Origin of the sequence: Rhizobium sp. SG570, assembly GCF_012275345.1 — a bacterium.
GTDB lineage: Bacteria > Pseudomonadota > Alphaproteobacteria > Rhizobiales > Rhizobiaceae > Rhizobium > Rhizobium lusitanum.
On record NZ_JAAZQI010000023.1, the window covers coordinates 19,477 to 45,170 of the forward strand.

At 59.3% G+C, this 25,694-nt stretch carries 26 protein-coding genes and 1 pseudogene; 14 read left to right on the top strand and 13 right to left on the bottom strand.

The window, feature by feature from the left end:
- Nucleotides 1–13 precede the first annotated feature (13 nt).
- The gene (locus tag FHT28_RS30870; RefSeq protein ID WP_348645045.1) at nucleotides 14–1,504 is read left to right on the top strand and encodes an MFS transporter; all 1,491 of its coding nucleotides are present in this window, start codon (nucleotides 14–16) and stop codon (nucleotides 1,502–1,504) included.
- 271 nt (nucleotides 1,505–1,775) lie between these two features.
- Nucleotides 1,776–3,119 (top strand): aminotransferase class V-fold PLP-dependent enzyme, encoded by a 1,344-nt coding sequence (locus FHT28_RS30875; protein ID WP_168598300.1) that lies wholly within the window; start codon nucleotides 1,776–1,778, stop codon nucleotides 3,117–3,119.
- Between the two features lie 127 nt (nucleotides 3,120–3,246).
- On the opposite strand, the gene FHT28_RS30880 is transcribed toward FHT28_RS30875, so the two are convergent.
- The 3 genes from FHT28_RS30880 to FHT28_RS30890 all read right to left on the bottom strand — a co-directional run bounded on the left by FHT28_RS30880 (nucleotide 3,247) and on the right by FHT28_RS30890 (nucleotide 5,262).
- Nucleotides 3,247–3,693 (bottom strand): GNAT family N-acetyltransferase, encoded by a 447-nt coding sequence (locus tag FHT28_RS30880; RefSeq protein WP_168598301.1) that lies wholly within the window; start codon nucleotides 3,691–3,693, stop codon nucleotides 3,247–3,249.
- 69 nt (nucleotides 3,694–3,762) lie between these two features.
- Nucleotides 3,763–4,875, bottom strand: coding sequence for a PA0069 family radical SAM protein (locus FHT28_RS30885; RefSeq protein ID WP_210255927.1), 1,113 nt, complete (start codon nucleotides 4,873–4,875; stop codon nucleotides 3,763–3,765).
- 111 nt (nucleotides 4,876–4,986) lie between these two features.
- On the bottom strand, nucleotides 4,987–5,262 hold the full coding sequence (locus tag FHT28_RS30890) for a hypothetical protein (protein ID WP_131512355.1): 276 nt from the start codon (nucleotides 5,260–5,262) through the stop codon (nucleotides 4,987–4,989).
- Nucleotides 5,263–5,441: 179 nt separating this feature from the next.
- Here FHT28_RS30890 and FHT28_RS30895 point away from each other — a divergent pair, with 179 nt between their 5' ends.
- From FHT28_RS30895 to FHT28_RS30935, 8 genes are all read left to right on the top strand, one after another.
- Nucleotides 5,442–6,602, top strand: coding sequence for an alkene reductase (locus FHT28_RS30895; protein WP_168598302.1), 1,161 nt, complete (start codon nucleotides 5,442–5,444; stop codon nucleotides 6,600–6,602).
- A 171-nt stretch (nucleotides 6,603–6,773) separates the two neighbouring features.
- Nucleotides 6,774–7,370 (top strand): DUF924 family protein, encoded by a 597-nt coding sequence (locus tag FHT28_RS30900; protein WP_168598303.1) that lies wholly within the window; start codon nucleotides 6,774–6,776, stop codon nucleotides 7,368–7,370.
- Between the two features lie 88 nt (nucleotides 7,371–7,458).
- On the top strand, nucleotides 7,459–8,097 hold the full coding sequence (locus tag FHT28_RS30905; protein ID WP_348645046.1) for a DNA-3-methyladenine glycosylase 2 family protein: 639 nt from the start codon (nucleotides 7,459–7,461) through the stop codon (nucleotides 8,095–8,097).
- A gap of 277 nt (nucleotides 8,098–8,374) precedes the next feature.
- Nucleotides 8,375–9,610 (top strand): adenylate/guanylate cyclase domain-containing protein, encoded by a 1,236-nt coding sequence (locus tag FHT28_RS30910; RefSeq protein WP_168598304.1) that lies wholly within the window; start codon nucleotides 8,375–8,377, stop codon nucleotides 9,608–9,610.
- A gap of 446 nt (nucleotides 9,611–10,056) precedes the next feature.
- Complete coding sequence (locus tag FHT28_RS30915; RefSeq protein WP_234904046.1) at nucleotides 10,057–10,590, top strand: TetR/AcrR family transcriptional regulator; 534 nt, start codon at nucleotides 10,057–10,059, stop codon at nucleotides 10,588–10,590.
- A 69-nt stretch (nucleotides 10,591–10,659) separates the two neighbouring features.
- On the top strand, nucleotides 10,660–11,421 hold the full coding sequence (mug, locus tag FHT28_RS35945; RefSeq protein WP_210255928.1) for a G/U mismatch-specific DNA glycosylase: 762 nt from the start codon (nucleotides 10,660–10,662) through the stop codon (nucleotides 11,419–11,421).
- A gap of 541 nt (nucleotides 11,422–11,962) precedes the next feature.
- Complete coding sequence (locus FHT28_RS30930) at nucleotides 11,963–12,736, top strand: glucose 1-dehydrogenase (RefSeq protein WP_168598305.1); 774 nt, start codon at nucleotides 11,963–11,965, stop codon at nucleotides 12,734–12,736.
- 83 nt (nucleotides 12,737–12,819) lie between these two features.
- Nucleotides 12,820–13,092: a hypothetical protein gene (locus FHT28_RS30935; RefSeq protein ID WP_168598306.1), complete on the top strand. Its 273-nt coding sequence runs from the start codon at nucleotides 12,820–12,822 to the stop codon at nucleotides 13,090–13,092.
- A gap of 515 nt (nucleotides 13,093–13,607) precedes the next feature.
- On the opposite strand, the gene FHT28_RS30945 is transcribed toward FHT28_RS30935, so the two are convergent.
- The 7 genes from FHT28_RS30945 to FHT28_RS30975 all read right to left on the bottom strand — a co-directional run bounded on the left by FHT28_RS30945 (nucleotide 13,608) and on the right by FHT28_RS30975 (nucleotide 20,082).
- A complete protein-coding gene (locus FHT28_RS30945; protein WP_168598307.1) occupies nucleotides 13,608–14,375 on the bottom strand; it encodes an isocitrate lyase/phosphoenolpyruvate mutase family protein in 768 nt (255 codons plus the stop codon).
- Between the two features lie 346 nt (nucleotides 14,376–14,721).
- On the bottom strand, nucleotides 14,722–15,357 hold the full coding sequence (locus FHT28_RS30950; RefSeq protein WP_168598308.1) for a DUF1109 domain-containing protein: 636 nt from the start codon (nucleotides 15,355–15,357) through the stop codon (nucleotides 14,722–14,724).
- Nucleotides 15,358–15,655: 298 nt separating this feature from the next.
- The gene (locus tag FHT28_RS30955) at nucleotides 15,656–16,168 is read right to left on the bottom strand and encodes a DoxX family protein (RefSeq protein WP_168598309.1); all 513 of its coding nucleotides are present in this window, start codon (nucleotides 16,166–16,168) and stop codon (nucleotides 15,656–15,658) included.
- Nucleotides 16,168–16,968: a DNA-binding domain-containing protein gene (locus FHT28_RS30960; RefSeq protein WP_168598310.1), complete on the bottom strand. Its 801-nt coding sequence runs from the start codon at nucleotides 16,966–16,968 to the stop codon at nucleotides 16,168–16,170. Before FHT28_RS30960 ends, FHT28_RS30955 begins: the two co-directional genes overlap by 1 nt.
- On the bottom strand, nucleotides 16,955–17,887 hold the full coding sequence (locus FHT28_RS30965; RefSeq protein WP_234904047.1) for a DUF692 domain-containing protein: 933 nt from the start codon (nucleotides 17,885–17,887) through the stop codon (nucleotides 16,955–16,957). Before FHT28_RS30965 ends, FHT28_RS30960 begins: the two co-directional genes overlap by 14 nt.
- Nucleotides 17,888–17,929: 42 nt before the next feature.
- The gene (locus FHT28_RS30970) at nucleotides 17,930–18,235 is read right to left on the bottom strand and encodes a DUF2282 domain-containing protein (protein ID WP_069610701.1); all 306 of its coding nucleotides are present in this window, start codon (nucleotides 18,233–18,235) and stop codon (nucleotides 17,930–17,932) included.
- Nucleotides 18,236–18,837: 602 nt separating this feature from the next.
- Nucleotides 18,838–20,082: an efflux RND transporter periplasmic adaptor subunit gene (locus FHT28_RS30975; RefSeq protein WP_210255930.1), complete on the bottom strand. Its 1,245-nt coding sequence runs from the start codon at nucleotides 20,080–20,082 to the stop codon at nucleotides 18,838–18,840.
- 129 nt (nucleotides 20,083–20,211) lie between these two features.
- On the opposite strand from FHT28_RS30975, the gene FHT28_RS30980 reads away from it, so the two are divergent.
- A complete protein-coding gene (locus tag FHT28_RS30980) occupies nucleotides 20,212–20,841 on the top strand; it encodes a TetR/AcrR family transcriptional regulator (RefSeq protein WP_210255931.1) in 630 nt (209 codons plus the stop codon).
- A 136-nt stretch (nucleotides 20,842–20,977) separates the two neighbouring features.
- Here the strand turns inward: FHT28_RS30980 and FHT28_RS30985 are convergent, their stop codons facing one another.
- Both FHT28_RS30985 and FHT28_RS30990 read right to left on the bottom strand, forming a co-directional pair.
- A complete protein-coding gene (locus FHT28_RS30985) occupies nucleotides 20,978–21,535 on the bottom strand; it encodes a sigma-70 family RNA polymerase sigma factor (RefSeq protein WP_168598311.1) in 558 nt (185 codons plus the stop codon).
- A 128-nt stretch (nucleotides 21,536–21,663) separates the two neighbouring features.
- On the bottom strand, nucleotides 21,664–22,257 hold the full coding sequence (locus FHT28_RS30990) for a TetR/AcrR family transcriptional regulator (RefSeq protein WP_168598351.1): 594 nt from the start codon (nucleotides 22,255–22,257) through the stop codon (nucleotides 21,664–21,666).
- Nucleotides 22,258–22,857: 600 nt separating this feature from the next.
- Between FHT28_RS30990 and FHT28_RS35950 the strand changes: the two genes are divergently transcribed.
- From FHT28_RS35950 to FHT28_RS31000, 3 genes and pseudogenes are all read left to right on the top strand, one after another.
- On the top strand, nucleotides 22,858–23,163 hold the full coding sequence (locus tag FHT28_RS35950; RefSeq protein WP_210255932.1) for a hypothetical protein: 306 nt from the start codon (nucleotides 22,858–22,860) through the stop codon (nucleotides 23,161–23,163).
- A complete protein-coding gene (locus FHT28_RS35955) occupies nucleotides 23,156–23,539 on the top strand; it encodes a DUF2268 domain-containing putative Zn-dependent protease (RefSeq protein ID WP_210255933.1) in 384 nt (127 codons plus the stop codon). The genes FHT28_RS35950 and FHT28_RS35955 overlap by 8 nt, the downstream gene beginning before the upstream one ends.
- A 162-nt stretch (nucleotides 23,540–23,701) precedes the next feature.
- Nucleotides 23,702–24,186: pseudogene (locus tag FHT28_RS31000) on the top strand (SOS response-associated peptidase family protein); the annotation flags it as partial.
- A 199-nt stretch (nucleotides 24,187–24,385) separates the two neighbouring features.
- On the opposite strand, the gene trbI reads toward FHT28_RS31000, so the two are convergent.
- Nucleotides 24,386–25,693: an IncP-type conjugal transfer protein TrbI gene (gene trbI / locus FHT28_RS31005; RefSeq protein ID WP_168598312.1), complete on the bottom strand. Its 1,308-nt coding sequence runs from the start codon at nucleotides 25,691–25,693 to the stop codon at nucleotides 24,386–24,388.
- Nucleotide 25,694 lies beyond the last annotated feature (1 nt).

Consider the following 25,694-nt stretch of genomic DNA (forward strand, 5'->3'; position numbering starts at 1 on the left):
CGGCGGGCGCGCCGTGGTCGGCCCTGCTGTCGCCATTGCCGAGCAGAACCAGTTCTGCGCGCCTGAGAGCCGGTGGCTCGTTCTCATCGCCGCGATCCTGGCATCGACGATGGGCTCCATCGATATGACCGTCGTGTCGCTCGCAACGCCAGCGATCCGTGTCGACCTTGGCGCATCGCTCGTGGATGCGCAGTGGATCTCGAACAGCTACATGCTGCTCCTCTCCTCGCTGGTGCTGCTTGGCGGTGCGGCCGGCGACATCTTCGGTACACGCAACGCATTCGCCTTCGGCATCGCGATTTTCGTGGTCGCCTCGATCGCGTGCGCGCTGTCTCCCGACGCACCCTGGCTCATCCTGACGCGCGCCGCGCAGGGCTTCGGCGCGGCTTTCATGGTCCCTGGCAGCCTGGCTGTTATCGCCAAGGCTTACCCTGCGGAAGAACGCGGGGCCGCGATCGGACTTTGGGCCTCAGTCTCTTCGCTGACCACGGCTGTCGGACCGCTTCTCGGCGGCCTTGTTCTGTCGCTCGATACGAGCTGGGCGTGGCGATCGATCTTTGCGTTAAACCTCCCGATCGGCGCCCTGGCACTGATCATCCTGCTCAAGCGCGTGCCAGACGATGCGCGGCGCGATCGAGGAGGGCTCGACCTGGTCGGCGCGGTTCTGGCGACGGCCGCACTCGGTTTGCTCGCCTGGGGACTGACAGCGATCGGGTCTTCCGGTGGCGCGGAGCGTCCCGCGTCGATCTCGCTTGTCGGCGCGGCGGCGGTGTTTGGCCTCTTTCTTCTGTGGGAACGGCGGGTAAAATCGCCCCTGGTAAAGCTCCGGCTGTTCGCCTCGCGCGCGTTCGCCGGGGCGAACCTCTACACGTTGCTCGTCTTCGTCGCGCTCAACGCTCTGCTCTTCTTCCTGCCGATGGCGGTCATCTCCGCGTGGGGCGTACCCGAATGGCAGGCGAGCCTCTTATTTCTCCCGTTGGCGTTAGCGATTGGGGTCCTTTCCGGAATGGCGGGGCGCCTCGCGGACCGGATCGGTGCGCGTTGGCCTCTGACGGCAGGTGCGGCCATTGTCGGTATCGCCTTCGTCGGCATCGCCGCCACCCTACCCTTCGGCCAATTCTGGGCTCTGACCCTCCCGATTCTGACGGTGATGGGGCTTGGTATGGCGGCGCTCGTCTCGCCGCTTTCCACGGCGGTGATGGCCGCCGCGCCGGATGAAGATTCCGGACAGGCCTCCGGCATCAACAACGCAGTCGCACGCGCCGGCGGTCTCATCGCAATCGCCGCTTTCGGCGCTGTCGTTTCCGCCGTCTATGTCCATTCGTTTGCGGACGCGGGCTCGAACGGCGAGTTTGGCGCGCGTCCCGCCGCGGCGCTCGACGCGATCACCGAAGCGGCTCGGGTCGCTGCCACGACGAGCGCCTTCCAATGGGTCGCCTGCATCTGCGCGGCGCTTTGCTTCTTGGCTGCAGTGATCGCATGGTTCACCCAGCCGAGACGATGAGCTCGGTCTGCCCCAATCGCGTTCTGCGTCAGCGCAAGTCTTTCTCAAGTGCTGTTCAGCTTGGGTGCTCAGGTCGTATCGATCGGGAAAGGTTGGGTGCCGTCCAATAGGCGTTGACATACCGTGACGCCAAGCCTTAACGCCTGTTGTAACTATCTATCGAAAGATAGAGACGTGATTCGGCGAGTGCGCCGGCCCGCCTCGTGAATTCGACGGCGCGGCACTGGAAATCGGTCACCCAGTCATCGGCCGACCGGCAAGAGGGAGCGACATGTCAGAACTGGAATTGATGGCGGATGCGGATCGTCGCGCAAGAAGTTACCTGGAAGGGATCGAGCAACGTTTACCGTTTCCGGACCAGGCCGCGCGTGCCGGCCTGAGCGCCTTTTCGGAACCACTTCCTGATGAAGGGCGCGACGCGGTCGAAACGCTTGGAATGCTCGACATCCATGGCTCGCCGGCGACGACGGCCTCGAACGGCCCGCGCTATTTCGGCTTCGTGATCGGTGCGGCTTTGCCGGCAGCGGCCGCCGCCGAGCGCTTGATGCTGGCATGGGACCAGTGCGCTGCCACGTACGACACCTCGCCGATCGCGGCGACGATCGAGAAGATCGCCGGTCAATGGCTTCTCGAAGCGCTCGACCTGCCGCGAGAATCTGCTGTCGGTTTTGGGACCAGCGCGACGGCCTGCGCGCTCAGTTGCCTTTCGGCAGCCCGGCGATCGCTGCTGTCGCGTCAAGGGTGGAATATTGAAAGGGATGGGCTGTTCGGCGCCCCTGAGATCAGGGTTGTCGTGTCCGAGACCGTCCATATCACCGTGCGGAAAGCTCTGCGGTTACTAGGCTTCGGATCCGTACACCTGGTCACCGCGCCCGTGGACGAATATGGGCGGATCGATCCAGATCGCCTACCCCCGCTCGATGAGAAGACGATCCTTTGCGTACAAGCCGGAGAGGTGAACACGGGTGAGTTCGATCCTTTGGCCGTCCTGATCGACGCGGCGACAAAGGCGAAGGCCTGGGTCCACGTCGACGGTGCATTCGGTTTGTGGGCGCGTACCTCGTCGAGGCGAGCGCTCACCGAGGGGGTCGAGGGTGCCGATAGCTGGACCACAGACGGACACAAATGGCTGAACACGCCGTATGACGGAGCGGTCGCCATCTGCCGCGACGCGGAGGCACTGGCGCAGGCCATGAATTCCGACGCCGTTTATGCTACGGCCTCCGCCGACGCCCAAAAGAACCTGACGCTCGAGTTCTCGCGGCGCGCTCGTGGCATTCCTATTTGGGCTGCGCTCCGGACGCTCGGTCGCGCGGGTGTCGCGCAGCTCGTCGACCGGCATTGCAACGAAGCTGCGTGGCTCGCCGATCGGCTCCGTGAAAGCGGGTTCGACGTTCTCAACCGCGTCGTGCTCAATCAGCTGGTGGTGCGATATGGCAGTGATGAGCAGACCGCGCAAATCCGCCAAAGTGTCATCGATACTGGCGCCGGCTGGTTTGGAATGACCGTCTGGCAGGGCCGGCCCGCGCTTCGGATCAGTCTGTCATCGTGGCGCACCGAGCATCAAGACGTCGCCCGTTTGGCGGAGGCGCTCTCGGCCGCGGCGCGAAACTAGACCGGCCACCTCGCCTTCGCGTACGGCGATGACCGCGACACCTTCAACATTTCGCCGCGGCGCCGGATGCAATTTTGTCATTCGGCTCCGAGAACGTACGGGATTGTGTAAGCGCTGTTCGCACTGATTATTGAAGATCGTACTCGATGAAGCCCGTGCGCCGAGCGACACGATCATAGAGGCGGCGAGCCGTAGCGTTGGTCTCGCGCGTCATCCAATAAACGTTGGTGACGCCGACCTTGAGCGCTTCCGTCTGGACAGCCTTGATCAGCGCCGCGCCCACGCCTTTGCCGCGGACATCCGGATCGGCGAAGAGATCCTGAAGGTAACAGTTGTTCTTCAGCGACCAGCAGCTGCGGTGATAGAGGTAGTGGACGAGTCCGACGGGCTTGGTCTCGATCGTGGCGAGGAAGCCCTTGGGTTCGAACTCGCCTTCGCTGAAAAGGCGACGCCACGTCGTCTCGAATACCTCGTCCGGCAGGCTGGCCTCGTAGAACCTCAGATAAGCAGTCCACAGCCTTTGCCATTCGGCGTGGTCAGTTGGCGCGAGCGGGCGGACGATGATTTCCGGCATACATATTCTCCTGTGACGATAGTGGACATTCGGTTCGAGAATTTCGGCCCGGGACGACTTTTGCGTCGCTCATAGCAGCGTTAGCTGGTCGCCAGGCTTCGGCGGGATTCGGAAGAGATCGGTGCGAAGCGGCGCGATTTTCCGATCGAGCGCGAAGCGCCGGCGCGCCAGCCGAAAACGGTCAACAAGGATCTGCGCGACAGGCCCCTCGCCCGCGATGCGGTGGCCGAAGCGCGCGTCGTTTTCCTTGCCGCCGCGCATCTGGCGAACCAGCGACATGACACGCTCAGCGCGCTCGGGACGTTCCGCGGCGAGCCACTCCTTGAAGAGATCCTTCAATTCATGTGGCAGTCGCAGCATCGAATAGTGTGCGTATCGCGCGCCGGCGTTGGCCGAAGCCTCGAGGATCGCCTCGATCTCATGGTCGGTAAGGCCCGGAATGATCGGCGCCACGCTGACGATGACCGGTATGCCGGCATCGCTGAGCGCGCGAATGGCATCGAGCCGCCGCGATGGCGTCGATGCCCTGGGCTCCATCGCCCGGGCGAGTTGACGGTCGAGCGTCGTAATCGAAATAACGACGACGCTCAAATTCCGCTCGGCCATCGGAGCAAGCAAGTCGATATCGCGCGTGACCAGGTGATTTTTTGTCGTGATGCCGAGAGGATGCTGGAAGTCCGCGAGCACTTCGATGACGCTGCGCGTGATGCGTAGTCGCTTTTCGACAGGCTGGTAGCAGTCCGTGTTTGCTCCGAGCTGCACGCGATCTGGGACATAACCCGCCTTGGAGAGCTCGCTCCTCAGCAATGTCGCCGCATGCGGCTTGAAAAACAACTTCGTCTCGAAATCGAGGCCAGGCGACAATCCGAGATAGGCGTGTGACGGCCGGGCGAAGCAGTAGATGCATCCATGCTCGCAGCCTCGATACGGGTTTACCGAGCGATCGAAGCCGATGTCCGGGCTGGCGTTCCGGGAGATGATCGACTTCGCTTTTTCGGCGGTCAGGGTGGTATCGACGCGCTCCGTCTCGTCGACATCCGCGATCGACCACCCGTCATCGACACTCTCACGATGATATGGCTCGAACCTTCCCGCCTCATTCGACCGTGATGCCCGTCCCCGAAGCGCCCGATGCCCATTGTTGCCCTCATGCGACGCTGTTGGCATGCTCTTAGGGGCCATCGCAAGCTCCCGGGAGGGCCATCTCGCAACGAGCTCGATGCCGCCATCCCGCGCAGTGGCCTGGGCGGAGGTCCTGAAAGCTGGGTGAGGCGAGGCGCAGAGGCGAGACGATCAACCGGTTCCCTCCGCCCGCACGTCCTTGAGCCGGACGTTGGCGAGGCGTGCCTTCGCCGCCGTGAAAACAAGGTCGATCACCTTGCTGTCATGGCCGAGCCTGAAACATTCCACGACGACACCGACGAGCACGCTCTCGCTGATGACGAGCAAGTCCGAGTAGGAACCGCCCGCCGCTCGGGTCTCCTCGATGATTTCCGCAACGACGCGCTTTGCGACGCGGTTGTGCAGTTCGGTCGCCGCCTCGGCGGTCAACTGGGGTTTTTCGGACATTTGCATCGTCGTCTGCCCTCTCGAGTCTATCGGGCGCTCGATCGACCCTGAACGCGTCCACCTCGAACAAATTATCGGTGCGCGTCTCTCTATCGATAGATAGTCCTTGACGAGGACGAATGCCAGCGAATATTGTCGGGCGCCTAACGACCTATCGATAGATAGATGAAGGAGACAAGATGAGCCCGCAACATTCCGCCGAGTCCACAGCTAGAACGCTCTTCACACCCGTTCACATCGGCCCGTACATATTGCAACACCGTATCGTCCTGCCGCCGCTGAGCCGGCTGCGCGCGCAGCTGGGAACTGGTATTCCCAGCGATCTTCAGCTCGAATATTACACGCAGCGCACATCGGAAGGCGGACTGATCATCACCGAGGCAACGGCGATCGCATCCTCTGCGCGCGGCTACTATCACGCGCCAGGCCTTTACTCCGACGAACAGGTCGCTGGATGGAAGCGCATCACCGACGCGGTCCATGACAGGGGTGGCACCTTCTTCACGCAGCTCTGGCACGCCGGTCGAACATCCCACATTGAGATCACCGGATCGCAGCCTGTGACCGCGTCGGTCGATCCGGCCTATTGGGCCGATGCGAACAACGTGATTGATGCCCCCGACGGCTTCAAGCCGGTATCTCCACATCGTGCGCTCAATACCGACGAGATATCGACGATCGTCGAACAGTATCGCCAGGCCGCTCAGAACGCCAAGCGCGCAGGTTTCGATGGCGTCGAGCTCATGGCCGCCAACGGCCACCTGATCGACCAGTTCCTCCAGGACAACGTAAACAAGCGTACCGACCGTTATGGCGGATCGATCGAAAACAGGATCCGCCTCCTCCTGGAGGTCGTCCGCACGCTTGTTGAGGTCTGGCGCGCCGATCGTGTCGGCGTGCGGCTTTCGCCGAACAACAGCTTCAATGGCATGGGCGACAGCGACCCGCACGCTCTGTTTGGCTATGTCGTCCAGCAGCTGGACGCTCTTGGCATCGCCTATGTTCACCTCATCGAGCCACGGGTCAAAGGCGCCGACACGATCGCCGAGAGCCAGCCGCCGGTCGCAGCGCAGGAGCTTGGCAAGCTTTTCCGTGGCCCCGTCATTGCCGCGGGCGGCTTCAATCCGGACACGGCTAAGGCCGCTGTATCGAACGGCGTCGCCGACCTGATCGCCTTCGGTCGGCATTTCGTCGCAAATCCCGATCTGCCGAAGCGCATCGAGAACGGATTGCCGCTCAACCCGTACGATCGCAGCACATTCTACGCCTTCGACGAGCGCGGCTACACCGACTATCCTTTCTATGACGCATCGCTGGCCAACCCACTCCCGGCGGCCTGAAGACAACCGCCCTGCCGGTCGCGGGCCGGCGGGGCGCAGCCTTCCTTGGGCCGCCTGGCGCGGATCTTTTTGTAGCGGCGTTCATCGCCGTCCTTTCAAGCCTACAGAGCTGGCGATTGGTCCCGACCGCCGGATACAGCCGTCCTGAAGGCGTAAAGGCGCCGAACTGCTATGACCGAAAAGATTCAGCATTCCCTCGAAGCCGGAACCGCACGGCACGTGCCCGACCTTGATCCGCGCATTGTTGCGGTCAATACTTTCTGGCGTCGCGCTGGCATCGACAGGTGGTTGACAAAAGAGCCACTCTTTGACGCCGATTTTCATGTCCGCTTCGAAGCGTTGCATTTCACGGCCGCTGCTCGCCAACTTGACCATTGGGCCGACACCACCGAGGGTGCGCTGGCGCTCATGGTGTTGCTCGACCAGTTCCCGCGCAACAGCCATCGCACCGCGCACATGTTCGCCACCGATCCGCTTGCGCGGCACTTTGCTCGAATGGCGATCGACCGCGGCCACGATGCGCGAGTCGGACAAGACCTGCGCGTGTTCTTCTATCTTCCGCTCGTACATTCCGAGGACCTACGAGATCAGGTCCGCGCGCTTCGGTATTGCGAGGCCTCACTGGGTGCGGGAGCCATACTATACGCGCGCATTCACCACGATATCATCGCGCGCTTCGGGCGGTTCCCTAACCGAAATCCCATGTTGGGCCGCGACACGACGCCGGAGGAGCGAGCCTTCCTCGACAGAGGCGGTTTCGCGGGCTGACGCGCGCCCAGAGTATCGAGATCCCAGCACATGCCTCATCGACGAGGATGGAATTAAATGAAACCAACACCTGAAGGTCCGCACCACCGTGATCCCAACCGACGCTGAACTTGAAGCGGGCCGCCTCGCCCTTGCTCGCCTCGATCCGCTAATGGCGAAAGCTCATGCCGAGGTTCGGCCCAGCACCTGGGTCGTTCGCGAGCGCGGATTCAAGGGCCTCGTGCGCCAGATCATCGGCCAGCAAGTTTCGGTCGCCGCTGCCGATTCTATCCGGCGGAAGATGATCGACGGCCTCGGTACACTTACCCCAGAAACGATACTTGCCGCAGACGACGTTCAACTACGAAGCTACGGGCTGTCGGGTCAGAAAATCCGTTACGTGCGCGCCATTGCAGATGCCGCAGAACTCTTCGAACGACTCGACGAAATGTCAGACGAGGAGGCGATCACGGCCCTCGTCGCAATCAAGGGCGTCGGCCGATGGACGGCCGAAACCTACCTCATGTTCTCCGAGGGGCGGCTCGACTTCTTCCCGGCAGGCGACATCGCGTTGCAGGAGGGCTACCGGCTGCTCGTTGGTTGGGAAGTGCGACCGAGCGAAAAGGTGCTTTATGCTCACACCGAAACCTGGAAGCCTTATCGTGGCATCGCCGCCCTGTTGCTTTGGGGTTATTATATGCAGGCGCGTGGCAGGGCCACCGAAAACGGTGCCGTTCTGAGCCCATAGGAACCTGCCCTACACGCCTTTCATCCGAGGCATCGTTTGTTAGATCATACGCGGTTCCTCGGCAAGGTCGGCGCTGATCCGCAGTGATCCCGTATCGTGCCCGAGCCTGGTCTGCGCCCTTGCCAGGCGAGCCGCGTCGAATCATATTTGCTTGTCGCGCAAGGCGATAGCTCGCCGTTTTGGCGCCACAGCGAATGCACAACGTACGGTCGCCTCCTCGTACGGGCTCAGGTCCCAACGACCGAATAACAAACTCGATTTCACGAAAGCTACATTTATGCCAGCCATCTCTCCGGATAATCTGCTCCTGCAAGACAACGATGCATGGCCCCACATCAGGCACCCCATCCTTGATTGGTTGATCAATGAAACTTACACAGAGCGCTACATCGACAATATCTTCGTTGAGTTGTGCGAACGGCTCAACGATGCTGGCATATCGATCGATCGTGCCACGCTGCATCTGAGGACCTATCATCCTCAATGGCTCGGTGCTCGCATTTACTGGTATCCGGGCATGACCGAAGCAAAAATCAACACCTTCGACTACGGCATCGACAAGACACCCGAGTTTCTTCTCAGTCCCGCTTTCGAAATATACGAGGGAGCACTCGAGGTTCGCCATCGATTGAATGCGCGCCCGTTCGAGAGACCTTGGCCGCTCCTTTCCGAGCTCGCAGCCGACGGCTTTATCGACTACGTCGCGTGGCCCATTGAACATACGCTCGCGGAGAAGCACTTCGTGACTTTTGCCAGCAAGGCACCGGCAGGGTTCACTGACGAGGAGCTGTCGTTTCTGCACGATCTCGTACCCGTCGTTTCGTTGATTTCGGAGGTACGCCTTAAAAACGTCCTTGCTCGGACGCTGCTCGAAACGTACGTCGGAGCTCGCGCAGGAGGTCAGATACTCGCCGGTGCGACGACCCGCGGCAGTGGCAGCACGCTGAGCGCGGCGGTACTCATTTGCGATCTCAGAGATTTCACCCGGATTTCCGACCTTTGGCCGAGGGACGACGTTATCGAGATGCTGAATACTTATTTCGACGCAATCTCTGAACCGATCGAAAGCAACGGGGGCGAGATCCTCAAATTTCTGGGGGATGGGCTCCTTGCGGTGTTTCCGCTGAGTCACGAAAAGGCTTGTTCGAATTTGCTGAACTCCATTCGGGCTGCGCAAAACAACATGATTGCGGTGAATAAGCAGAATTCGGAACTGGGCAGACCCGAGCTAAATTACGGGATCGGTGTGCATGTCGGCGATGTGATGTATGGAAATATAGGGTCAAAGAAGCGGCTCGATTTCACAGTCATCGGACCTGCGGTGAACGTTGCGTCCAGGCTGGAGGCTCTTACAAAAGAGGTTGGTCGCAATGTGCTTGTCTCGGGAGCCTTCGCTGAAGAGGCAAAATGCCGTGCCTGGCTTGAGCACGTCGGAGCACACCCTCTGAAGGGGTTGGGAGAACCGATCGAGGTCTTCGCCCTGAAAAGTACACATCGCTCACCACTCTCATAGTAAGCAGCGATTATATGAGACGGCCAATGCGCTACTAACACGCATTCCGCAATTCTCAGCCTTGGAGAGTTGGGCCTGCATGTTGTGCGACGGAGCGGCTACCGCAGAGCCAAAGTTGCCGTAGCGCGAAAGCTCACGGTGCCTTCACGCGCATGGGGATTTCTGGCGAACCCTTCCGCTGGTCCCCGCAAGATCCAAACGAACCTGCATGACGGACACCCACTTATGACTCGCTGAGTTTTGCCAGATTGTCCCGTCAGAACGGTGGCGCAGTCATGACCGATCCCACGAGTGCGAGCGCCGGCTAGCCGGACCAGCGATATAAGCAGAGCCAACTTGACAACCCCGATTAGAGAACGCGATGGCACACGATTCGCCTTCACATAGGGACCCCTAGTAATTTTCCTCGTTACCGTCTATCTATCGATAGACAGGAGACTTTTGACATGACCGAAACTGCTGACCGTTTATTGGACCTAGCCGAGGCTCGCATGCGCGATGCCGGTTACAAGGGATTCAGTTTTCGCGAGCTTGCCGCGGAAATCGGAATTAAGAGCGCAAGCGTACACCATCACTTTCCGACCAAAGCGGGAATGGCCGCAGCCGTGGCCCGACGCTACGGCGAACGCTTCTTCGACCTCGTCGGCCGACGTCCTGGAGAGACCGCCGACGACGTGATCGCGATTTATCGATCGATCTTCCGTGGTGAAATCGAACGCGACGGACGCATGTGCCTGAACGGCATGCTCGGCGCCGAAGCGGGCGCCTTGCCCGCCGAGGTCCTCGAAGAGATCGAAATTTATTTCCGCCGATGCATCGACGATCTTTCGAGCCGGATCGGAGGGCCGAACGCCGCCGAACGAGCTTTCCATGTCATGGCAGCGCTCGAAGGTGGGCTGATCCTCGCCCGTGCATATGGCGACATCAGCGCCTTCGATAATGCCACCGCGAGCCTGACAACGTCCACACTCGCAGCGTAGACCGTCCCGAACGCACGCGGTCGCTGCCTTTCTTGCAATCGATGGCGACGACTCCAAGAACGGATCGACATGGCCGATTATGAGCCAAACATACTCGAGAACGGGCTGAAGGTTGTCTTTTGCGGCCTGAACCCGGGCATCAGCACGCAATCATCGGGCCACAGCTTTTCGACACCGAGCAATCGATTCTGGAACGTGCTCTACCTCGCCGGTTTCACCGACGTGCGCCTGGAGCCGAAAGACGAACGTCATCTCCTCGCCTATGGGTGCGGCCTCACGACCGCCATCCGCCGCGCGACGCGGCGAGCGAGCGAGATTTCGGCGGCTGAGTTTCGAGACGCTCGGCCAGATCTGGAAGAGCGGATCCGCGACGTCGCGCCATGCTCGATCGCATTCCTTAGCAAACGTGCGCTCGCGGAAATGCTTCAGGCGCGCGACGTGACCTGGGGCCGTCAGCGCTTAGACTTTGGAGGCGCCCCCACGTGGGTATTGCCAAATCCAAGCGGGCTTAATCGAGGCTTCAGCCTCGACGCGCTCGTCCGCGCATATTCCACATTTCGCCATGAAATCGAGCACGGACCCGCTTCCAGCCATTCCAGCTTGGCGTCAATCGCGATCGCCCGGGGTCAAAGCGTATTTGGAAATGCTGGGCGACTCGTGTCGTTTGCGACCAAGCGGTCCGCAAGCTCAGGCATCGACAAAATTGACCGTTCCGAGAAAGTCCATTTTGCCGACGTCGACGCCGTGGTTGCGAAGGATCGCGTAGACCATCGCAATGTGAAAATAGATATTCGGGATTGTCATCTGCAGAAGGTAGTCCTTGCCGCCTAGGACCTTTCCCGGCGTCCAAGACAGACTGACCCGTCGACTTTCGGCGCCTTGGTATTGATCTTGAGCGACGCTATGCACAAAGTCGACCGTCTTGCGAATGCGAGCGTGCAACTCCTCGATCGTCTTCTCACTATCCACGTGTCTAGGCGGCCTTTGTCCCGACAGCCAAGCGGCTCCGGCCTTGACATAATCGCAGGCGCTCTGGACCTGATAGACCAATGGTTTCATGTCCGGCGCGAGAGTGCCATTCAACAACAAATCGATATCGATGTTCTTTGCTTTTGCGAACGCTTCAGCTTTGTCGAGCCATCCTTCGACAAGCTTCAGCGACTGCGTGCATTGCGAGACAACTTCATAATACATCGTCGGACCCTCTGCTCGACCGTTGCCTTCGTGGGCACTACGGAGACTTCGCCGATAACACACCATACAACCCAGCCTGATGGCTGTCTATCGATAGATAGGGATTGACCGACCGCTCGTCGCCGGATATCCAATGGGTGTCTATCTATCGATAGGTATCAACTAAAGGAAAAGGGCCATGCGATTTCAGGATAAGGTAGCGATCGTCACCGGTGGTAATTCCGGAATGGGGAAGGAAGTGGCGCGGCGCTTCGTGGTAGAGGGCGGTCGCGTCGTGGTAAATGGTCGAAATCCGGCGAAGACCGAGGCCGCGGCCAAAGACATCGATCCGACAGGAAAGCTTGCGATCCCGCAGATCGGGGATGTTGCATCGCCTGCGACCGGTGAGGCTGCGGTGAAGGCTGCCCTTGATCACTTCGGACGACTGGATGTCCTTTTCAACAATGCGGGAATTTTCATCCCGAAGCCGTTCCTCGAAGTCGATGAGGCCGAGTATGACCGTTTCGCCAACGCCATCCTCAAGGGGAGCTTCTTTGCTGCGCAAGCCGCAGCGAAAGCGATGAAGGCTGCCGGCCGCGGCGGGGCGATCGTCCAAACTGGCTCAATGTGGGCCCTGCAGGCAATTGGCGCGACACCGTCGGCTGCGTATTCAGCGGCAAAGGCGGGCGTGCATGCGTTAACGAAGAACCTTGCCATCGAGCTCGCGGCGGACAAGATCCGGGTAAATGCTATCGCTCCGGGCATTATCGAGACGCCGGTTTTCAACACCTTCCTCAGCGACGAGCAAGTCGCGCAGGTGCTCCCAACCTTCAACGCAATGCACCCTCTCGGTCGCAACGGTCAGCCCGAGGACGCGGCGGAAGCCCTGCTGTTTCTCGCATCGGACCAAGCGAAATGGATCACCGGCGTCGTTCTGTCCGTCGACGGCGGCATTATGGCCGGACGCCCGTAGACCAAGCGCTGAGACTTTGCACCTCGAGACGCGAAAAGGTTTCGCGTCTCGGCATCACGTAATCATCGTTTTGGAGGACGCGCATGGCTTTCGCGTTTGAGACGGCCGCAACTCCGGTCGGATTGCTCAAGATCGTGGCGACCGATGTCGCGCTCGCCGCGATACTCTGGGAGAACGACGATCCGAAGCGCGTGCGCCTTGCGCCGCTCGTCGAAGATATCGACCATCCCGTTTTGCTGCTGGTCGAACGCCAGCTGGGGGAATATTTCGCCGGCACCCGCAAGCGCAGCGACGTCTCCCTTGTCATCGAGGGCACCATCCTCGATGAGGGCGAGCGCCCGATTGACCGTATTTGATGATCCCCGCCAGGCGCCAACGTCGGGCGTCGCTTCATCGTCTCCGCACCACCAACCAGCACAACGTCAATGCCTGGGCCGATCATGCCGGCGGCCGCGAATGCGGCTGCCATGCTCGTCGAACAGGCGAGCACGGCAGAGAAGGATGGCACCGTCGCATCGAGCTTGGCGTCGAGCAAAAGTTCACTCGCAATGTTGCTCCATCCAAGGCTCGGGATGACAGTGCCCCACACGACGAGGTCAGGTTTTTGATCTGCGAGCTGCTTCGCCATTGCCTGGAGGACCGGGACTGAGAGGCTGATCGCATCGTGGCCTGCAAGCGCCCCCGCCACGTCCGAACGGTGTCCGCAATCCCGAGGCGAGGTAAACGTCTTGATCAAAACGTGACATGAATCGTCCTCAAATTGGCTTTGATACCGACGGCGGCGCGAAGGCCGCAGTTTAGCGCCTGCGGGAGTTCACCAGCTCAGCGACGAGCCAAACGTCGTCGTCGAGGTCAATCGATCCACAGGGGATTACTTATCGGCTCGCTTAGGATCAAAAGGCAGCGCCCAGACTTTCTTTTGCAGCTCGTCCATTGCCTCGATGTAAGGGATTGGCCCGTAGCTCACACGAGCGACGCCCAGCGTCGCGAGTTTTTCGTTGGAGGGCAAGCCTTCCATCACCATGACGTTCACCGGCAGCGTTGCTTCGCTTGCGATCCGTTTGATCTGATCGGCGTCCGTCACGCCCGGAATGAAGAAGCCGGACGCGCCGGCAGCCGCATAGGCCTTTTCCCTCTGCAAGGCTTCCTCGACATCGCCGCTGTTTCTGAAAAATACGTCGGTTCGAGCGTTGATGAAAAGCGGGATGCCTTTATGCTCGGCCGCGCGACGAATTTCGGCGATGCGATTGGCCTGCCGGTCGATGTCGTAGAGGCCTTTACCTTTGACAATGCGATCTTCGAAGTTGATGCCGATCACGCCGAGGTCGAGAAGCTTCGAGATATTGGCCGCGAGCTGGTGATCGTCGTCGCTATAGCCGCCTTCAAAGTCCACGGACACGGGCAGCTCGACGCTCGACGCGATCCTGGCGACGATCTGTTCAGCGATCGCGATCGGAAGATCCTCGCCATCACTGTACCCTTGCGCGGCCGCGACGGACCAGCTGCTCGTCGCGATCGCCTTTGCTCCAGCCTCAGCGATAGCTTTGGCGCTGCCCGCGTCCCAGGCATTGTACAGAATCACCGGATTCCCTTTGACGTGAAGGGCGGCAAACTCTTTGGCTTTCTCGGCTTGGCTCATTGGTCTTCTCCTATCTCAACCTGTGCGATCCAGTGACCAAGCCCACGCTGCGGGCCTTTCCGGTCCAGACTGTTTCAATATTGCCCTATCTATCGATAGATCACGACAAGGAGAGTTATGACCGCTGACTGTTAATGTCAACATCTACCTATCGATAGAGCATGAGAGTCGGCAAACGTAGTATTATCGCCAGCTCCGCAGTATACCGGTCAACAGCTATCCGTGGGACGTCCCGCGCAGACTGAACGTAGCGATCGGCCGGAGAGCGTTGAGATTTCAGTGCTAGCCTGCAAGAGGATTATCGCTCGCGTAAGAAACCAGCGGCTGGCTCTTGAGCAACAGGCGCCTACCATCGCAGAAATCGCTTGCCTGCAAAATAACCGATAGTGACTACAAAGAGCGTTGCGAGAGGATACCAGGTCGCGACGAACAGTGGACTGTCGTCGAAGCAGTTCGTCGCATAAAGTGTGGCAGCGATCCCGACGGAGACAAGACCCGCTAGCGCGCCGGCGAGCCCCGGATTTTCTGGCGCGCCCTGACCCATGGCGAGAAAGAGAAATATGCCGGGGAAAGCCGACAGCGCCGGTATGATCGTGAGGCAGTGCAACGCATTATGTCCTACCAGCTCATCGAGCCATACATCGGACGGCGTGACCGATAACTCCACAGCGGTTGCTGCGAGCAAGAGAACTGGCGCGATCAAAAGCAGCCACCGTCTCCCGCCGATATCCCTGCCCGGACGAATGGCCGGCCCCGTCAAGGATAACGCAGCCGCAAAAAGGGAGAGAGTGACAACAAACTTGAAGCCGAACCGCACAGTCTCGACTGCCTGGCCAATGTCATGTCGAAATCCCAGCGTTAAGAAGAAGGCAAGGCCGGAAACCAAAGCGCCAGCCGCAACGGCGCCCGATAAGACGACGGTTAGATTGACGGGTCGCCGCGCATCTTGGGCTATCAGAGTTATCAGGTCTTCTGTCTTCACGCTGCCAATCCTGCTCGATGATCCGGTAGCCCCGGATCGCAATCATCAAAGCCTGCAATCGCTCATATGATGTCCTCCGTCAAAAGCATCAAGCGTTGCGCCTTCGGCCGGGGGCTCGCCACAATCTTCCTCGGGCCGGTTCAAAATTGTCACCATCTCACGGACATGACGATCTCTCCCTATTGAAGACTGCGAGAGGACCATCACAAGTCTGGTCGGCGCCGCGTCAGTTGGGTGTTCTGAGTGATTTAGAAATCGATTTGTGGAGCATAATGCTTATTCTTCGCTGTTATCGAAGTTACTCTCGAGCCTCAATCCACCTTGAGAGAAGGTGATCGATCGACAATTTTCCGGGGCCCCAGGCCATTAGCGACAATGCCATCGCAGCCCAAGTAATGTGGATTGGCCACCCGTCCGGCACGGTCAGCTCGACGATCAACGTCATGAGCAGCAGGCCGGTCGCTGCAAAACGTGTGGCGAAGCCAAGGACCAACAAAATCGGAAGCGTGATCTCCGCCGAACCGGAGAGGAAGGCCATGGTCACCGGCGCCGGATATGGATAAGGGCCGCCCGGCAGATGCAACATGAACTCGTCGGTAAAGAGGGTGACGGCTGTGTCGCTCAGTTGCAGGAAGCCATCCCATTTCAGAATGCCGGATTTCCAAAAGGGCACGGCGAGAGCGATGCGCGCGACCGCTTGGACGAGTGTCGGCTGTGCGACTGCGCGGACAGCGGCTTGTGCCACTTCTACGAGCGTCACGACCGGCCGTAGGGCTTTTATCGAAGATTGCGGAGTAGTGCTTGATGTCATTATAGGTCTCCAAGAGTGATGGAAGAAAACACGCCCGCTTCGGTCATGCCCGCGACGCTGGCCGCGATATCAAAGGATGGGCAGGCCTCAATGGCCTTGGCCGCGGCCACACCCAACGGCTCGCCAGAAATGAGGTAGCCAATGAAGTCAGCGCCACCCGGAGGAAGGTGCCGCACGATCACCTCCATATCGGGCCGCGCGATCAGTGCGTCTTCTGGTTCGCTTGCTTCGATCAGCCCGACGTGCTCCTCGCTCCGGTTTGCGGCGAAGATTGTCAGTGCTGGATAGTGGGATCGAACGATTCTGGTGGCCGGATGCGGTAGGAAAATTAGATCCGCGAGACGCTCCGGCGACACAGACGCCAGGACATCGGCATCAAGCGGCGGGGCATCCGCTGCATGATAGGCATCCAGCCAGGCTCGCTCGATCCTCGCGACATCAGCGAGCCATGGCAACGACTGGGCGTATTCATATCGTTCGATGAACGCCGGAAATTCCCGGCCATATTCGAAGAGCAAGGGCGAGCTTGGCGGTGTCTCTCTGAGATGAAAACGCGCCATGGCCCGAAAGAAGTCCGGGCCTGTGAGGCGTTGGACAGCGGGGAAAATGCCTGCAAGCGCGTCGATCAGGCTGACGGTGACATTGTTGCGGTAGACATTGTAGCGTTTGACCGCCCCTTTCCCTTTCGGGCCTATAACGTCGGCAGGCGTATCGATGTCCGGGTTGGTCAGAGCTGGTGCAAAATCCGCGGCATAGCCGAGAGGTTTCGTCCGCTTGGACGGGATATCAAGCTGTTGCATGGCTTCGATCCGGTAACGCGATGGAAAAATGCCGGTCGAGGATTGCCTGGGCGGCGAGCGCTTCGCTGCGCAATACCGGCCAATCGGGAATATTGCTGTCCCATTCGATAAGGGTCGGGATCGGACCGCAGCGGGCGATCACGATCTCATAGAGCTTCCAGACGGGATCGGCGACAGGGCCATCATGGCTGTCGATCAGGAGCAGATCGCCCTCGTCATCGGCCTGTTCGGCATGGCCCGCGAGGTGGATCTCTCCGACTGCGGCAAGCGGAAAATCGGACAGATAATCCAGTGCCGAAAAGCCATGGTTGGTCGCGGAGACAAACACGTTGTTGACGTCGAGCAACAGCCCGCAACCGGTGCGCCGGGCGATCGAGCCGATGAAGTCGGTCTCGCTCATCGTGGATTGGCGGAAAGTCACATAAGTGGAAGGATTCTCAAGCAGGATCGGACGGCCGATGGTCTCCTGCACCTCTTCGATGTGCTCGCAAACCCGCGCAAGGCTTTCCGATGTGTATGGCAGGGGAAGCAAGTCGTTGAGAAAGGTCGTCTGATGCGTCGACCAGGCCAGGTGTTCCGACACCAGAGCCGGCTCGTAGCGATCGACCAGGGATCGGAAGCGCTCCAGATGGGCCTTGTCGAGGGGCTGAGGGCCGCCGATCGACATGCAGACGCCATGAAGTGACACGGGATTATCGGACCGGATCTGTTCGAGTGCTCGATGTGGCGGCCCGCCCGCACCCATATAGTTTTCAGCGTGGACTTCGAAGAAGCCCCTCTGAGGGCCATCTGCGACGATCGCCGACAAATGTTCGTGCTTGAAGCTTGTCCCCGCGAGACCCGCAATCGGGAGGGTCGGAAAGCGGAGAGGAAGCGCCGCTGATGGTGATGCGGCCATGGCAGTGTGGATCTGTTTCATCGTTCTTCTCCGCTTTCCAGCTCAGTTGGCTCGCGCCGTGACTTAGATCGCCTTCAGAGAGCCGTGCTTGCCATTTGGCAGAACAATCGACGTGCAGGTGCCGCCCTGAACGAACTTCCAGGAGTTACCCTGGAAATCGACCGTCGATGTGCCCTGGCAGGTGGTACCGGGGCCTGCAGCGCAATCGTTCTGGCCCTTCAGGGCGACACCGAAGCACTTTTCTTTGTGAGCAGCGACAGCGGCACTTGCTTCTGCCTTCGTAAGTGGGGCAGCGCTGACCATCGACGCAAGCGCGGTTGTGACCGCACCGGCGAGCACGGCACTATTGATGGCGGTTTTGATGGACATTTGATTCTCCTTGTCGAAACGGCGCTCTGGTTGAGCGCATAAGAAGTTCGCAAAGCGTGAGACGGATGTTACCGAAGATTTGATCACATGATCGTGATCGGCTCGTCGAACAGAAAGACCGAGCGTTCCATGAGCGAAATCGCGACGCGCTGCTGCTGTCCGCCAGAGAGAACTCCGAGATATGTCGGCCTTTTCGGAAAGTCTGGCCTGAGCAAGAAGGCGCTTAGCATCCTGTCTCAACTCTGGCGCCGTCCGCAAGGCTATCAGCGTCATGACTCTCGACAGGATAATGTGCTTGGTTTGGAGAGCAATAAACCCGAGTATCGTGGTGGGCGAAATTGGTCTGGCGCAGGGTAAGTCTTGCAAACGAAGGGAAAGAGCATACCGCATCGCCACTGTCGCGCCCATGTCGCGATCTGGAGCGGACTTGCAGTCGCTTGGCCGCCACCGTCTTTACAAGGTCCTGAACTGCCGGCGGAAGCGTGTCTCGTTTAGTTCTTCGAGACGGAGGAGCGAGCCAACGTTCATCCGTCTTGGAGGGGCTCGGAACGAGGCCGAGAGTGTCTTTCTCGATGCAGCCTCATGTCGGCTGCACATCAGTCTCATTCGGTGGCAGTCTTGTTCAAGGCGACCTTGGTCGGCTCTGCGCGCGGGTCGACAACCGAGCCCGGACGGGCGGTTGGGATGCCATCGACGATGACCCTGTCGGTGGCAGCAAGGCCCGAGCGGACGACGCGCAGGCCGTCGCGCAAGTCGCCGAGCTCGACCGGCTTCGGCACGACCACATTCTTGTCGCTGACGGTCAGGACGATATGCGAGGACTGATCGGCAAGAACAGAAGCGTCGGGCACGAGGAGCGCCGGGGCCGGAGCGGTCAAGCCGATACGAACACGGGCAAACTGTCCAGGCGCCAGGAAGAGATCAGGGTTCTTGAATGTCGCGCGGGCATGGATCGTACCGCTGGAGCGGTCAACCGCGTTGTCGAGGAAGTTGAGTGAGCCCTGAAGGCCATAGTCGGTTTCATCGCTCAGCGATGCCTCGACCTTGTTGTTGAGCGAACCAGTCTGCTTCTGGCGCTGGCGCTGGAACGTCAGGTAATCCTGCTCGCTCATATCGAAGTCGAGATAGATCGGGTCGAGCGAGACGAGTGTGGCGAGCAACGTCGTCGGGCTGGCCGCAGCGCGACTACCGGCAATCAGGCCACCGGTTGAGACCTGCCGAGCTCCGATACGGCCAGTGAAGGGTGCCCTCACCTTCGTATATTCGAGATCGAGCTGAGCGTTGCGGATCTGTGACTGTGCGTCGTCGATCGCGGCCTGCGCGGCCTGTTGCTCGGAAACACGCTGATCGAGGATTTCTCGTGTCGAGGTGCCGGTCTTGAGGAGTGCCTGCACCCGATCCAGCTGGTTCGTTGCGAGGTTGTACCGTGCCTTGGCCGATTCGAGCGCTGCGTTCGCCTGGGCAAGTTTGATCTCGTAGGGGCGGGGATCGATGGCAAACAGAAGATCACCCTTTTTGACGATCTGGCCGTCCTCGAAGTGGATCTCGGAGAGCGTGCCGCCGACCTGGGCGCGCAGCTCGACCTTGTTGACGGCCGAGAACTGGCCAATCGCTCCAAGGCGTGTATCGACGTCGCGCTGCAGCGGGTTGCTGACGGTGACGGCCGCAAGCGGCGCAGCAGGCGCAACCGAAGCCTGCGAGGTCTCCTGACTGAAGTAGGCAAATCCGCCCACACTACCGGCAACGATCGCGGTGAAGAGGAGGAGCTGCCAGCGCAAGCCCTTGTGGCTACGTGCTTTATTGGAAACGGTGGTGTCGATCGGAGATCTCATAACAAAGTCGCTCATGACGGTCTTCCTTCTGGTTTGCGAGATATTTCGAAAGGGTCTTTATTTTTGGAGTAACTGCTCCTGTAATCACCAATATGGCGAAAGCCCAAACCAAGTCAAGCTAATTTTGGAGTGAAAGTACCAAAAATGTTGGAGACACAAAAACGCGGCCGCGGTCGGCCGTCCACATTCGACCGCCCATCGGTGTTGCGCGAGGCAATGAAGCTGTTTTGGGAGAATGGCTACGAGGGCACGACCTTCGAGGAGCTCATCTCCAAGATGAGCATCAGCCCGTCGACATTTTACAATTCGTTCGGCAGCAAGGAGCGCCTTTACCGGGAGGCTACCGAGAACTTCATGGATTCCGCCCAGACGTGGATCCAGGGCGCGCTGTCGGAAGACGGAGCAACGACTCGACAAGCATTTACCCATCTCTTGGAATCGGCCGCCGAACAGTTCACGCGCGAGGACTTGCCACGCGGCTGTATGGTTTCGTTGTCGGGCACACACCAGGCGCCCGACCTCATGCCAATCCGTGACATGATGGTCGAGTATCGCGCGGCTTCCGAGGTCTACCTCGCCGATCGAATCCGAAAGGGGATCAGGGAGGGCGATATGCCCGACTCGATCAATGCCGACGGACTTGCCGCCTTCGTCCACGCAATCATTCGCGGTATGGCCGTTCAGGCCCGCGATGGAGCAAGCCGCGAAAAGCTTGAGACTATCGGCCGGATCGCGATGGAAGCCTGGCCGGAAGCAAGCAAGTTGGCGGCTTGACGCGGTCGCGGAGTAGATTTGTACGCGGCTGTCTCTTAAGTGTCCTTTTGATGGAACAGGATGGGCCGAAATCTCGGCCGATCATTTGCAGCTCGGGAGTATTCTTGAGCAATCAGTGAATTGAGGTCCTCTGTCCTCATTTTGTTTGCCCCAAATAAAGGGCTGATAGAGCCTTCAATGCGCGGTGGAGTGAAACCCGTACGGCCACCTCCGTCATGCTCATTCGTTCAGCAGTTTCCCGGACACTTGATCCTTCTATCGAAATGGACCGCACGATTGTTCGCTGGGGGTCTTTGAGTCGGGCAAGCATCTGCTCGACGTCCAAGCGATCGCCAGCATCCAGTCGCTCCTTGCTTTCGAGTGTCGTGATCACGTCCTCTAGCGGAACATAGATTTGGCGGCCTCTGCGCCGAAGGCTGTCCACCAGTTTATTGCGAACCAGAGCAGCCATCCACGGGCCGAGCGGCCGGGACCAATCCCACGTTCCGCGCTTGAGATGGATAGCGAGCAGTACTTCCTGAACGACGTCCTCAGCCTCGCTTGCCGGCGCGCCATATTGCTCGCACCGCTTGCGCGCCATCACACGCAGGTGGGGCGTCACGGCAGTTAATAGCCTGTGATAGGATCTAGCATCGCCGGCAATTGCCAGTCGCATCCACCGGGTCCATTCTTCTTCACGCGCCGGATTTCTCATCCCACGCACCCGATTTCGAAATGGATAGGAGAATTGTTACAGGGAAGATCGCTTTTTTTGTCCATGGAAATATCGTGCGATGGAAAGATCTAGCTATAAACGGAGCGTGACGTGGAACCGGCGTCCGGTTACGTTGTGGTCTTTGGTTCGAGCAGCCAGAAAACGGGCCTGATCAGTCCTTCGAGCAGTTCCCTTTCTGGTCGCGTGCGTGCGAGAACCCGGATACCGAGCAACGTACTCAACAGTGTACGGGCAAGGTCCGACGCGTTCTGCCGATCGCTTATGGTCCCGTCATCTTGCCCCTTTTGGACGCAGCGCCCGAAGAAACCTTCGACTTGGATCAACACGCCCGCCACGACCCGCTGGAATTCTTCGTCGTGGGGCGCTACCTCCAGGGCAGAATTCACCAGCATGCAGCCTTTTCGTTTTGCGTCCCCCAACGAGCGGTCGATGATTTCATCAAAAAAGGCTTTGATCGCAAGCAGCGGTGGTTTTGATTCAAACCGGCCAACGCGGTCCCCAAAACTTCGCTCGACATAAAAATCAAGCGCTCGACGGTAAACGGCTCGCTTATCGCCAAACGCGTTGTAAACACTCGCTGTCGTCAGTCCCATAGCCTGCGCAAGATCTCGGATGGATGTTGCCTCGTATCCCCGTTCCCAGAATTGCTCCACGGCCAGCTCAAGCACTCTTTCTTCATCGAACTCTCGCGGTCGAGCCATAGAATCAACTCTCAGGGATTCGGTCATGCATCCGGCAGATGCGGACTTCACGATAGGGATTTTATAACGATCGATTTAAAATGCAACTCGTCCTTCATGCGGCAGGTACGCTTTTGACAGCTTAAAGTGCAATCCGACCCGAGTATGAGCGAATTGGCCGATCTGCAGGACTTGAGAGACGAAGATGTTCACATCCTAACGCTCGGCCGCGAGGACGGATACGTCAATGGTGCGGCCTCCAACGGCAGGTCCGAATTTCGCTTGACCTGGACGCTCTGGTCGCGAGAACAGTTGGCAGGCTACGGCCGAGATCGAGAAGGATGTCGAAGCGGATTGCCTGAACGGGCTCCTCGAGGAAGCCCCCACCTCGATCAACGCTGCCGCGGCCAGTCAGTGAAAATTCCTTCAGGATTGAAAGCTCGGCATAATTTGAACGCGTTGGAAGACCGAGTTCGGGCCCAAAAGATGCCGTTCGGCGATGTCGGCGCGAATGACCACTCTGCGCCATAATCCGACGTGCGCAGTTTACACGAATACGATATAGATTGGCGAATAAGGCGGCGGATCTGTCCGGCTGTAAATGTCTATGAGAAGGCTTCGATGGACGGCTGGACACTGCATTGGCTTGAAGCGGCCGGACCCCTAGGTGAGTGGCGCACCGATCTTCTTGGTGAATTCCATGCGGCCTACAAGATACTTTCTGCTCGCATGCGTCCACCGCGTGTCGATATCCTCATCCAGAAGCAGGCCAACGACACTATTCCTGAAACGGGAACCGGCGGTCGTGCATACAGCGACACGCTGCTTTCGATCGCGGTAGACCCCGAATCCGAACTTCCAAGCAAGCCTCCAATCTGGCGAATTCAGGCGGGGCGTCATTCACGAGGTCCATCATTGCCTGCGTAACGCGGGTCCCGGTTATGGCTGGACGCTGGGTGAAGCGCTGGTCAGCGAAGGTTTAGCTGGCCAGTTCGTTAGAAGCTTATTCGGGAATGATCCGGAATTGTGGGAAAAGGCAGTGACACGGCAGCAGCTTCAGGATGCTGCCGTTGACGTGGAAGCGTTAACAGCAACGGATTATGACCATTCCACTTGGTTCTTTGGCAGTGGTTCCTTGCCGCGTTGGTTTGGCTACAGCTTGGGCTATGAAATGGTGGGAAGCTGGCAGCGGCAGATGGCAGAAATCGATGCACAGAAATGGGTCAACGTTTCTGCCGCCGAGATCATTGAAGCGGCTGCGCATGACGACTTGGTTTCGCGGTTCAAAGCCCATTCTCAATGACCGCGTTGGGCCGAACTCGGTCTTCCAACCCGTTCAAATTATGCCGAGCTTTCAGTCCTGGACTACCGGAAATCTCAGGCTTTATGGAACGGGCTCGGCATAGTGTTGGGCGCGGGACAACCGGCTTCGGCCTGTCGCGCGGATCGAGACCGCTACCTCCGCACGACAAACGTGCGTAAGCTCAATTTCCCGCACTGGACGCGATGGTTCGGCGTCGAACACAGATGCCTTGTCCCAGTCACCAGCTTCGCTGAACCGGATCCGGCGAGCAAACAGGAAGGTGGTAATGTACCCAATGCCTGGTTTGCCCGCGATGAAGCAAAATCGCTGATGTTCTTTGCCGGCATCCATCTGCCGCAATGGCAAATCGTCCGAAAGGTTCGGCATGGCTCAGGACCGACGATCTCGATGGTTTTCTGACCACGGATCCCAACGATCTCGTGAAGCCAATCCACAAGAAAGCCATGCTCGTCTTGTTGCTGACGAAGGAAGTGATCGACACATGGATGCGGGCGCCTTGGGACGAGGCAAAGGAACTGGCCCGCCTGCTTCCGAACGATGCTCTGATTATTTCGTCGCGGGAGCCGTATGGAGCATCGATTGTATCAAAGGCCGGCGAGCCGATCAAGCAAACCAGCTTTCTCTAAGAGAGGCCCTGTTCAGTTTTCCGATCAGCGCAACACGGTAATCATTCTCTTCCTCGGTGCACAGCTCGCGTTGAGCACCGCGTGCCTCGCATCATGGTCTTTGGTGTCGCTCGCCGCAGTCCGCACGACATCCAGACATACCGACCGGTCTGGGGCAATTGATCATCGCTAATTTGTCCGGGATCTTGCATCGCGCTTTTCAACGATATTGGCCTGGAAATACGATGTCCTGATCTACGAGGACATTGAATTTGTAGCCGGGCCGGATTTGCAGCGTCGGCTGCACGTCCATATTACGTTGGATCGTGCGGTCGGCGACACGTCCAAAGGTTTCAGCAAAATTCCGTCTCGCCGCATCCGATGCCGTATCCTGGGTGGCAAGCGTTGAGCTCTGGGGTACGGCCATGTCGATGCCTGTTCCGATCAGCGCGATCATGACCGCAGAGCCGAAGGTTTTGAGATAGTGGTTGTTCACCTTGTCATTGAAGCCGCCATAGCCTTCAGCATCCGTGCCGGCCATGCCGCCGATCTGCAATGTAGAGCCGTTCGGGAAGATGATATCAGACCAGACGACAAGGACCCGACTCTGCCCGAACGAAACCTTGCTGTCATAGCGACCGAACAGTTTCGTGCCCTGCGGGATCAGCAGGCGATGCCCGGTCGCACTGTCATAGACGTTCTGGCTGACCTGCGCGGTAATGCGCCCTGGCAGGTCGGAGTTGATGCCTGATATCAATGTCGCCGGAATAACGGAGCCTCGTTTCAGTTCGTATAGGGACTGCTGGGGCACGACGCGGTTTGGCAGATAGCCCAAGTCCTTGAGGTCGGCATTGAAGAAGTCTTCCTTGGAACTCTGTCCGTTTGGATCGACGTTCTGTCCGCCCAAACCGGCGCGCAAAGCCGCTGCGTAAAGATCGGACGCGTTTCCGGTCGCGGCGGCTGTTGTTGTCATCCGGGTCGCAGTGCGTTCATCTTTTTCCGACCGCGTTTCCAGCTTGCCGCGATCGATGGCGAGAGGCGCGTCATAGGCGGAGTCCCGCGCCTGCATCCGGGCCATCCGCTGGCGCTGCTGCTCGCGAAGGATCTGTTCCTGTTGCTCGCGGGCGAGACGCGCCCGCCACACCTCCTCCGGCTCCAGCTCCGAGCCGCGGTTTTGCTGTCCCTGCTCGGGCTGCGGGGAAAAGGGATTGGCCGCCTTCTCTTCGGCCTGTTTCGTCTCGACCGGCGCCGGCTGGAACGTCGTCTGCTGCTGTGGCTCGCCAATGATGCCGTCGGTGACACCTCGCTTGATCTGGTCGGCATAGGTCGAAGCCGGACTGCCCGAACTGGTGTCGGGGCCGCTATTCTTGCCGAAGTAAAGCCCGCGCGAGGCAAGCCCAATGAAGATGATGCCAAGAAAGGCGACAAACAGCACGATCACGACCATGACCGGCACACGGTTCACCCGCTTGATGCCCGATGTGGCCTGACCATTCGCGGCGCCACCGAGCTTGAGAGACTGCACCATG

Coding starts and splice junctions, on each gene's coding strand:
- FHT28_RS30875 (WP_168598300.1), top strand. CDS start 1,776: ATGTCAGAACTGGAATTGATGGCGGATGCGGATCGTCGCGCAAGAAGT.
- FHT28_RS30880 (WP_168598301.1), bottom strand. CDS start 3,693: ATGCCGGAAATCATCGTCCGCCCGCTCGCGCCAACTGACCACGCCGAA.
- FHT28_RS30885 (WP_210255927.1), bottom strand. CDS start 4,875: ATGGCCCCTAAGAGCATGCCAACAGCGTCGCATGAGGGCAACAATGGG.
- FHT28_RS30890 (WP_131512355.1), bottom strand. CDS start 5,262: ATGTCCGAAAAACCCCAGTTGACCGCCGAGGCGGCGACCGAACTGCAC.
- FHT28_RS30895 (WP_168598302.1), top strand. CDS start 5,442: ATGAGCCCGCAACATTCCGCCGAGTCCACAGCTAGAACGCTCTTCACA.
- FHT28_RS30900 (WP_168598303.1), top strand. CDS start 6,774: ATGACCGAAAAGATTCAGCATTCCCTCGAAGCCGGAACCGCACGGCAC.
- FHT28_RS30910 (WP_168598304.1), top strand. CDS start 8,375: ATGCCAGCCATCTCTCCGGATAATCTGCTCCTGCAAGACAACGATGCA.
- FHT28_RS30915 (WP_234904046.1), top strand. CDS start 10,057: ATGACCGAAACTGCTGACCGTTTATTGGACCTAGCCGAGGCTCGCATG.
- mug (WP_210255928.1), top strand. CDS start 10,660: ATGGCCGATTATGAGCCAAACATACTCGAGAACGGGCTGAAGGTTGTC.
- FHT28_RS30930 (WP_168598305.1), top strand. CDS start 11,963: ATGCGATTTCAGGATAAGGTAGCGATCGTCACCGGTGGTAATTCCGGA.
- FHT28_RS30935 (WP_168598306.1), top strand. CDS start 12,820: ATGGCTTTCGCGTTTGAGACGGCCGCAACTCCGGTCGGATTGCTCAAG.
- FHT28_RS30945 (WP_168598307.1), bottom strand. CDS start 14,375: ATGAGCCAAGCCGAGAAAGCCAAAGAGTTTGCCGCCCTTCACGTCAAA.
- FHT28_RS30955 (WP_168598309.1), bottom strand. CDS start 16,168: ATGACATCAAGCACTACTCCGCAATCTTCGATAAAAGCCCTACGGCCG.
- FHT28_RS30960 (WP_168598310.1), bottom strand. CDS start 16,968: ATGCAACAGCTTGATATCCCGTCCAAGCGGACGAAACCTCTCGGCTAT.
- FHT28_RS30965 (WP_234904047.1), bottom strand. CDS start 17,887: ATGAAACAGATCCACACTGCCATGGCCGCATCACCATCAGCGGCGCTT.
- FHT28_RS30970 (WP_069610701.1), bottom strand. CDS start 18,235: ATGTCCATCAAAACCGCCATCAATAGTGCCGTGCTCGCCGGTGCGGTC.
- FHT28_RS30975 (WP_210255930.1), bottom strand. CDS start 20,082: ATGAGCGACTTTGTTATGAGATCTCCGATCGACACCACCGTTTCCAAT.
- FHT28_RS30980 (WP_210255931.1), top strand. CDS start 20,212: ATGTTGGAGACACAAAAACGCGGCCGCGGTCGGCCGTCCACATTCGAC.
- FHT28_RS30985 (WP_168598311.1), bottom strand. CDS start 21,535: ATGAGAAATCCGGCGCGTGAAGAAGAATGGACCCGGTGGATGCGACTG.
- FHT28_RS30990 (WP_168598351.1), bottom strand. CDS start 22,257: ATGGCTCGACCGCGAGAGTTCGATGAAGAAAGAGTGCTTGAGCTGGCC.
- FHT28_RS35950 (WP_210255932.1), top strand. CDS start 22,858: ATGGACGGCTGGACACTGCATTGGCTTGAAGCGGCCGGACCCCTAGGT.
- trbI (WP_168598312.1), bottom strand. CDS start 25,693: ATGGTGCAGTCTCTCAAGCTCGGTGGCGCCGCGAATGGTCAGGCCACA.